The organism is Microbacterium sp. zg.Y909, from assembly GCF_024626565.1.
Window position 1 is genome coordinate 1 of record NZ_JANJFJ010000268.1, and the last position, 6,093, is coordinate 6,093.

Sequence of the window (6,093 nt, forward strand, 5' to 3'; positions counted from 1 at the left end):
GGGGCTCATCGGCACCGCGCCGCCGGTGTGCTTCGCGGTCTTCGGGCTGCTCGCCCCGCGCTTCGAGCGCCGGTTCGGGCTCGAGCGGGTGGCCGTGGCGGCGATCGCGGTGGTCGCGGTCGGCCTGATGTCGCGCGGCTTCGCGGCCGACTCGCTCACCCTGCTCGCCGCCACCGCACTGGTGTTCGCCGGGGTGGGCGTCGGGAACATCCTGCTTCCGCCGCTGGTGAAGAAGTACTTCCCGCGGCGCGTGGGTCTGATGACCACGGTCTACACCACGACGATGGCGGTCGCGACCTTCACCCCGCCGCTGGTCGCCGTGCCGTTCGCCGACGTGGCCGGATGGCGCGTGTCGCTGGGTGCGTGGGCGCTGTTCGCGGTCGTGGCGACCGTTCCGTGGGTGCTCATGCTGACGCGCGCGCCGCGGGGCCCGCAGCGGACCCAGGATGTCGGCGGCGAGGATGCGGCGCCCACCCCGCGCCTGTTCGCCCGGCTCTGGCGACTGCCGCTGGCGTGGGCGTTGGCCGTCGCGTTCGCCGTCTCGTCCATCCTGGCGTACACCTCGTTCGGGTGGCTGCCGACGATCCTCATCGACACCGCGGGCGTCACGCCGCAGATGGCCGGGGCGCTGCTGTCGCTGTTCGCGGTGATGGGACTGCCGGCATCGCTCGCGGTGCCGCTTCTCGTGGCGAGGCTGCGGGCGGAGCGCGTGCTGGTCGTCGTCGCCGTGGGCGCCGGACTCACCGGGCTCCTGGGCTTGCTCTTCGTCCCCGCCGCCGCCCCCGTCGTCTGGGTGGCGCTGCTCGGAGTGGCGCCGCTGCTGTTTCCGATGATCCTGGTGCTGCTGGGCCTGCGCGCCCGCAGTCACGAGACGGCGGTCGCCCTCAGCGGGTTCGTGCAGAGCGTCGGGTACGCGATCGCCGCCGTGTTCCCGTTCGCGATCGGACTCCTCCACGACGTCACCGGAGCCTGGACGGCGCCCCTGTGGGTGCTCGTGGGTGTGGTCCTCGCCGCGATACCCGCCGGGTACGTGATCACACGCGCGCGCACGATCGAAGAGGATTGGGAAAGACGGCACGGCCCCTGGTGAGGGGCCTATGCCTTCTCGTCCTCATACTCGTCGGTGTACTGGTCCGCCCACTTGTCGACGTATTCCTTCTCGTCGTCGTCTGGGTGCCCCAGTTCACGCTCGAGCGCGGCGTAGTTAACGCTCGGGCTGAACGACTTGAGTTCCCTGGCGATCTTGGTGTGCTTCGCCTTTTGACGGCCACGCCCCATGCGAGACCCCCTCATTTGTCTGAGCCGCGGGCTGTGCGACTGAGCCCGACGTAATCACGATCCGGCAGAAAGCCGGGAAGAGTAGGATTCAGGGTACCACGGCGCCTCGTGCCCGGCCTGTGGGGAAGGGGCGACGACGCCATGGCCGATGAGTCCACCGACGCGACACCCGAACACGCCGTGCTGGTGGGTGCGATTCCGGGGCAGCCGTCCCGTGTTCTGAAGGAAGCCGCGCGTTATGCCGTGCTCCTCGGCGCGCCGCTGGTGGTCGTGCACGTCGATGTGACCAGGTTCGTGACCTACGAGGATCCCGACGGCTACGTCCATTCCGCTCCCCTGGACCTCAACATCGCCACCGGTGAAGGCGACCTCGCCGCGGTGACCGCCGCCGCCACGGCCGCCCTCGCGGGCACGGGCGTCGACTGGTGCGTCCGTCAATTGGTCGGCGACCCGGCCCTGGCCATGAAGCACCTGGCCGACCACACCGACGCGCGCCTGATCGTCGTGGGCACGCGCCGCCGCGGCATCGGCGAGTCGATCCGCGAGTTCTTCACCGGATCGGTCGCCGCGCGGCTGGCGCACCGTCAGCACCGCCCGATCCTCGTCGTGCCGCTGGGCGAGCCGGCTCGCGACGACGAGGAACTCTGGCCCGAAGCCTGATCAGTCACCCAGCGCGCGGGCGACCTCGCGGGCGGCGGAATCCAATGCCGCGGTGAGGTCGTCGACGACGCTCGGGGGCACGGCGCCCCCGCGGGCGACGTGCACACGCAGGGTGCTGCGCACGCGGGAGCGGAACTCGGTCAGGGCGGCATCGGCGCGCTGCAATTGGGCCCGGCTGTCGGCGCGGGAGTCGTCGACAGGGGCGTGTGATGCGGACGACCGGTCGGTCTTCGCGGCCGCGGCGAGGTCGGCGCGAAGGCTGCGCATGGCCTCCCGCACGTTGCCGCGCACCTCGTCGGCGATGAGTCGCACGCTGTCGGCCAATCCTTCCTCGATGCCCTCGAGGTCCCCAGCCCGGGCGGTCACCTCGGCTCGGCCGGCGTCGGTGATCTCGTACACCGTCTTGCGGCCGTCGGCGAACTTCGTCACCAGCCCTTCCTCCTCCAGCTTCGCAAGGCGCGGATACACCGTTCCGGCGCTGGGGGTGTACGTGCCCCCGGTGCGGTCGGACAGTGCCTGGATGAGGTCGTAGCCGTGTCTCGGGGCCTCCGCGAGCAGATTCAGCAGGTACAGTCGCAGGTCGCCGTGCGAGAAGACCGGAGGCATCACCACACCTCCGAGTCCGGTGCGGACGCGACCGCGTCGGGCGTACCGGCCGCCGGGCGGCGCAGCACCGTGACGTCGCCCGAGACGCTGTGCGCGCGTACGTCGACGAACGAGCCGCTGAGCTCACCCGTGGAGCCGGTGAAGTTGACGCCGACGCCGCTGGCGCTGGAACGGGTGACGCCGTCGATGAGCACCGTGCCGCGCACGCTGCGCACGGCGTAGTTGGCGGCGAGATCCGGGTCGAGTCGCACCGTGGCGTTGCCGGCGACGGTGTTGATGGTGACGGCTTCGGTCGGCCCGGTCGAGTCGATCATCAGCGCACCCGACACCGTGTCGATGCCTGCGGTGCGCAGGGACCCGGATGCCGCGATGTCGCCGGACACGCTGTTGGCGCTGAGCGCGCCGACGAGGCCCCGGATCTGCGTGTCACCGGATACGGCGTTGACGGACACGTCGCCCTCGAGCCCGTCGACGATGATGTCGCCCGACACGGTGTTGAGTCGGGCGTCCGTCCGCAGCCCGGTCACGAGGGCACTGGCGCTGACGACGCCCAGCGTGAGGCTCACGGTCCGGGGCACGGCGACGCTGATCTCGGCCTTGGGGCCGCCGGCACCGAAGTTGCGGAAGACCTGCACGAAGTTGTCCCAGCGCAGCTGCGGGTGGTCGATCTCGAGCGCACCGTCCGTCGCCTCGATGCGCAGATCCTTCACGGTGACCCCGTGCACCTCGATGCGTACCCCGGGTTCATCGTGGGCCACGATGTCGACCTGCCCACCGACGAGGCCCACTTTCAGCGTGCGGATGCCGTCGACGTCGATCACGCGAGTCTCGCCGGGATGGATGATCCACTTCTCGATGGCCATGTCTGCTCCTGGGTTCGGTGGCGCGATATATCGCGTTTCGCAGGAGGGTAACACGATATATCGCGACTATGCCAGGGGTGGGGTGTGGAACGCCTTTCGAGCGGGGTGCTGGAGGGTTTGACCTTGACGCGGCGTCAACCCGTAGCGTCGGTGCCGAAGGGAGATGGGCATGGAATGGTCCATTCAAGACGTCGCCCGGCTCGCCGGGACGACCAGCCGCACACTCCGGCACTACGACGACATCGGGCTTCTCGTCCCCTCGAGCGTCGGCACCAACGGCTACCGCCGCTACGACGAGGCGGCGCTGGTGCGACTGCAGCGCATCCTGCTCCTTCGCCAGTTGGGGCTGGGGCTCTCGGGCATCGCCGACGTGCTGGCCCGCCAGGCCGACGAGCAGGATGCCCTCGAGGCGCACCTGGCGTTGCTGCGGCAGGAGCAAGACAGATTGACGCGGCAGATCGCGGCAGTCGAATCGACGATCGGAGCACTGAGAGGAGGTGAACAACTCATGGCACAGGGCATGTTCGACGGCTTCGACCACACGCAGTACGAATCCGAAGTGGTGCAGCGCTGGGGGTCCGAGGCGTATGCGCAGAGCGACCGCTGGTGGCGGGGGCTCGGTGCGGACGAGCGGGCGCAGTGGCAGGACGAGACGGCGCGGCTCGCGAGCGACTGGAAGGATGCCGCCGCGCGCGGCATCGCCCCCGAATCCGACGAGGCCCAGCAGCTCGCGGCGCGTCACGTGGCGTGGTTGACCGGGGTGCGCGGCGCGCCGACGTCGCCCGACCAGGTGAAGGGATACGTGCTCGGTCTGGGCGAGATGTATGTCGCCGACCCGCGGTTCGCGGCGCACTACGGGGGCCAGGCCGACGCGGAGTTCGTGCGCGACGTGTTGCGCGTGTACGCGCAGCACGCGCTCTGATCCCGCAGACGCCACAAGGGCCCGGCGCGATGCGCCGGGCCCTTGTTCGGGTGAGGTCTTAGACCCTCTTGTTGCCGCTGATCACGCGGAAGAGGAAAGCGATCAGTGCGATCACACCGACGATCAGTGCCACCCACAGCAGCCAGCTGAGCGCGGTGTTCATACCACCGACGATGGCCAGAATGATGGCGACGACGATGATGATGAGGAGTGCGATGTTCATGGGGGCTCCTTGTTATGTCTCCCACACCCACCGGGGAGCGGGCGTTGAGCGCGGGTCAGCGCTCGCAATCACGCTAGCGATCCTGTGTGTTAGCCGACGAACCCTTGACGGCGCAGCTCGCACCCTGATAGAACGTGCGCGCGCCCGCTGTCAACCCCGTGCGTGCAGATCCTCCGGCGCCTAACGTCAAGGAACCCGCTGACGAGGAGGCAACATGCCGCAGGGTCGAGGAGCGAACAGTCTCAAGGATCCCGAGCTGTACGAAGAGCTGCGCGAGGGCGGGGCTTCCCAGCAGAAGGCAGCGCGTATCTCCAATGCGGCCGCTCGCGACGGCCGCTCCAGCGTCGGTGGGCGCGGTGGCAAGGCGGGCGACTACGACGACTGGACCGTCACGGACCTGCGGGGCAGGGCGAAGGAGCTCGGCCTCTCCGGATACTCCGGCAAGCGCAAGGCGGAGCTGATCGACATGCTCCGCAACCACTGACGGTGCCGCGTCTTCGGCGCGTGCGCCCCGGGGTCGACGCGGGCATTCGGCGTGTGCGCTCAGGATCCGGGTTCCGCTACCTCGATGGTCAGGGGGAACCGTGCAGCGCAGAGGACCGAGAGCGCATCCTGGCCCTGGTGATCCCGCCGGCCTGGCGGGATGTCTGGATCAGCGCCGCCCCCAACGGGCACATCCAGGCGGTGGGCGTTGATGAGGCTGGACGCAGTCAGTACCTCTACCACGCGGACTGGGCGCCCAAGCGGGACAAGGGCAAGTACGCCCGCGCGCTGCTGCTGGCCGAGGCGCTGCCGCGGGCGCGGGGACGCGTGACGGCGGCCCTGCGCACAGACGATCTGAGTCGGGAGCGGGTGCTGGCGACCGCGTTCCGGCTGCTGGATCAGGCTGCCGTGCGCATCGGGTCGGAGCGTCACCTCGCGCGGACGGGAAATCGAGGGCTGACGACGCTCCAGCGCCGCCACGCCACCGTTGACGAATCGACGGTCACGCTGAGCTTTCCCGGCAAGAGCGGAAAGCGTCAGCTCATCGAATTCGACGACGCCGACCTGGCCGCGGTGCTCGCCGTGCTTACCGTCGGCCGGCCCGGATCACCGCTGCTGTCCTGGGATCGGGGCCGGCAACGTCAGCCCTTGACGCCGAAAGAGGTCAACGCCTACGTGCGATCGCTGACCGGCGGCGACTTCACCGCGAAGGACTTCCGCACCCTGCGAGGCACGGTTCTCGCGGCCGACACCCTCGCCCGCATCGGCATGGTCGACCGCAAGCGCGACCGCAAGCGCGCGGAGGTCCTCGCGGTCAAACGCGCCTCCGATGCGCTGGGCAACACCCCGACGGTCGCCCGCGGTTCGTACATCGACCCGCGCGTGTTCAGCCGTTACCGGGCGGGAAGGCTGCTGGACACCTCCGTCTCGCCGGAATCGGCGATCCGCGCGCTGATCCTGCAGAGCGTTCCCTAGCCTGAGCGCGTGGCACGGTTCTCATGGGTGACCCTGGCGGTGGTCGTGCTCGGTGGCGCCCTCGGCGTCGCGGCCCGTGCGGC

At 69.7% G+C, this 6,093-nt stretch carries 9 protein-coding genes; 5 read left to right on the top strand and 4 right to left on the bottom strand.

Going from position 1 to position 6,093, the window contains the following annotated elements; translation table 11 throughout:
- Positions 1-1,090 (top strand): MFS transporter (locus NQ160_RS16670; RefSeq protein WP_257516282.1); only part of this gene is annotated, 1,090 nt, incomplete at its 5' end.
- A 5-nt stretch (positions 1,091-1,095) separates the two neighbouring features.
- Here the strand turns inward: NQ160_RS16670 and NQ160_RS16675 are convergent.
- A complete protein-coding gene (locus NQ160_RS16675; protein WP_257516289.1) occupies positions 1,096-1,278 on the bottom strand; it encodes a DUF3073 domain-containing protein in 183 nt (60 codons plus the stop codon).
- Positions 1,279-1,419: 141 nt separating this feature from the next.
- On the opposite strand from NQ160_RS16675, the gene NQ160_RS16680 reads away from it, so the two are divergent.
- A complete protein-coding gene (locus NQ160_RS16680) occupies positions 1,420-1,938 on the top strand; it encodes a universal stress protein (protein ID WP_257516290.1) in 519 nt (172 codons plus the stop codon).
- Here the strand turns inward: NQ160_RS16680 and NQ160_RS16685 are convergent, their stop codons facing one another.
- Together NQ160_RS16685 and NQ160_RS16690 are read right to left on the bottom strand one after the other, a co-directional pair.
- Positions 1,939-2,544 carry a PadR family transcriptional regulator gene (locus NQ160_RS16685; RefSeq protein ID WP_257516283.1) on the bottom strand — a complete coding sequence of 202 codons (606 nt, stop codon included), beginning with the start codon at positions 2,542-2,544 and terminating at the stop codon, positions 1,939-1,941.
- Positions 2,544-3,407 (bottom strand): DUF4097 family beta strand repeat-containing protein, encoded by an 864-nt coding sequence (locus NQ160_RS16690; protein ID WP_257516284.1) that lies wholly within the window; start codon positions 3,405-3,407, stop codon positions 2,544-2,546. The genes NQ160_RS16685 and NQ160_RS16690 overlap by 1 nt, the downstream gene beginning before the upstream one ends.
- A gap of 169 nt (positions 3,408-3,576) precedes the next feature.
- Here NQ160_RS16690 and NQ160_RS16695 point away from each other — a divergent pair, with 169 nt between their 5' ends.
- On the top strand, positions 3,577-4,329 hold the full coding sequence (locus tag NQ160_RS16695) for a MerR family transcriptional regulator (protein WP_257516285.1): 753 nt from the start codon (positions 3,577-3,579) through the stop codon (positions 4,327-4,329).
- A 58-nt stretch (positions 4,330-4,387) separates the two neighbouring features.
- On the opposite strand, the gene NQ160_RS16700 is transcribed toward NQ160_RS16695, so the two are convergent.
- Positions 4,388-4,552, bottom strand: a complete 165-nt coding sequence (locus NQ160_RS16700) for a hypothetical protein (RefSeq protein WP_257516286.1) — start codon at positions 4,550-4,552, stop codon at positions 4,388-4,390.
- A gap of 214 nt (positions 4,553-4,766) precedes the next feature.
- On the opposite strand from NQ160_RS16700, the gene NQ160_RS16705 reads away from it, so the two are divergent.
- Both NQ160_RS16705 and NQ160_RS16710 read left to right on the top strand, forming a co-directional pair.
- Complete coding sequence (locus tag NQ160_RS16705) at positions 4,767-5,036, top strand: Rho termination factor N-terminal domain-containing protein (protein ID WP_257516287.1); 270 nt, start codon at positions 4,767-4,769, stop codon at positions 5,034-5,036.
- 2 nt (positions 5,037-5,038) lie between these two features.
- Positions 5,039-6,010: a DNA topoisomerase IB gene (locus NQ160_RS16710; RefSeq protein ID WP_257516288.1), complete on the top strand. Its 972-nt coding sequence runs from the start codon at positions 5,039-5,041 to the stop codon at positions 6,008-6,010.
- Positions 6,011-6,093: the final 83 nt, after the last annotated feature.

Bases quoted from the DNA above. Each gene is read 5' to 3' on its own strand.
- NQ160_RS16690 (WP_257516284.1), bottom strand. From the start codon at position 3,407: ATGGCCATCGAGAAGTGGATCATCCATCCCGGCGAGACTCGCGTGATC.
- NQ160_RS16695 (WP_257516285.1), top strand. From the start codon at position 3,577: ATGGAATGGTCCATTCAAGACGTCGCCCGGCTCGCCGGGACGACCAGC.
- NQ160_RS16685 (WP_257516283.1), bottom strand. From the start codon at position 2,544: ATGCCTCCGGTCTTCTCGCACGGCGACCTGCGACTGTACCTGCTGAAT.
- NQ160_RS16705 (WP_257516287.1), top strand. From the start codon at position 4,767: ATGCCGCAGGGTCGAGGAGCGAACAGTCTCAAGGATCCCGAGCTGTAC.
- NQ160_RS16700 (WP_257516286.1), bottom strand. From the start codon at position 4,552: ATGAACATCGCACTCCTCATCATCATCGTCGTCGCCATCATTCTGGCC.
- NQ160_RS16675 (WP_257516289.1), bottom strand. From the start codon at position 1,278: ATGGGGCGTGGCCGTCAAAAGGCGAAGCACACCAAGATCGCCAGGGAA.
- NQ160_RS16680 (WP_257516290.1), top strand. From the start codon at position 1,420: ATGGCCGATGAGTCCACCGACGCGACACCCGAACACGCCGTGCTGGTG.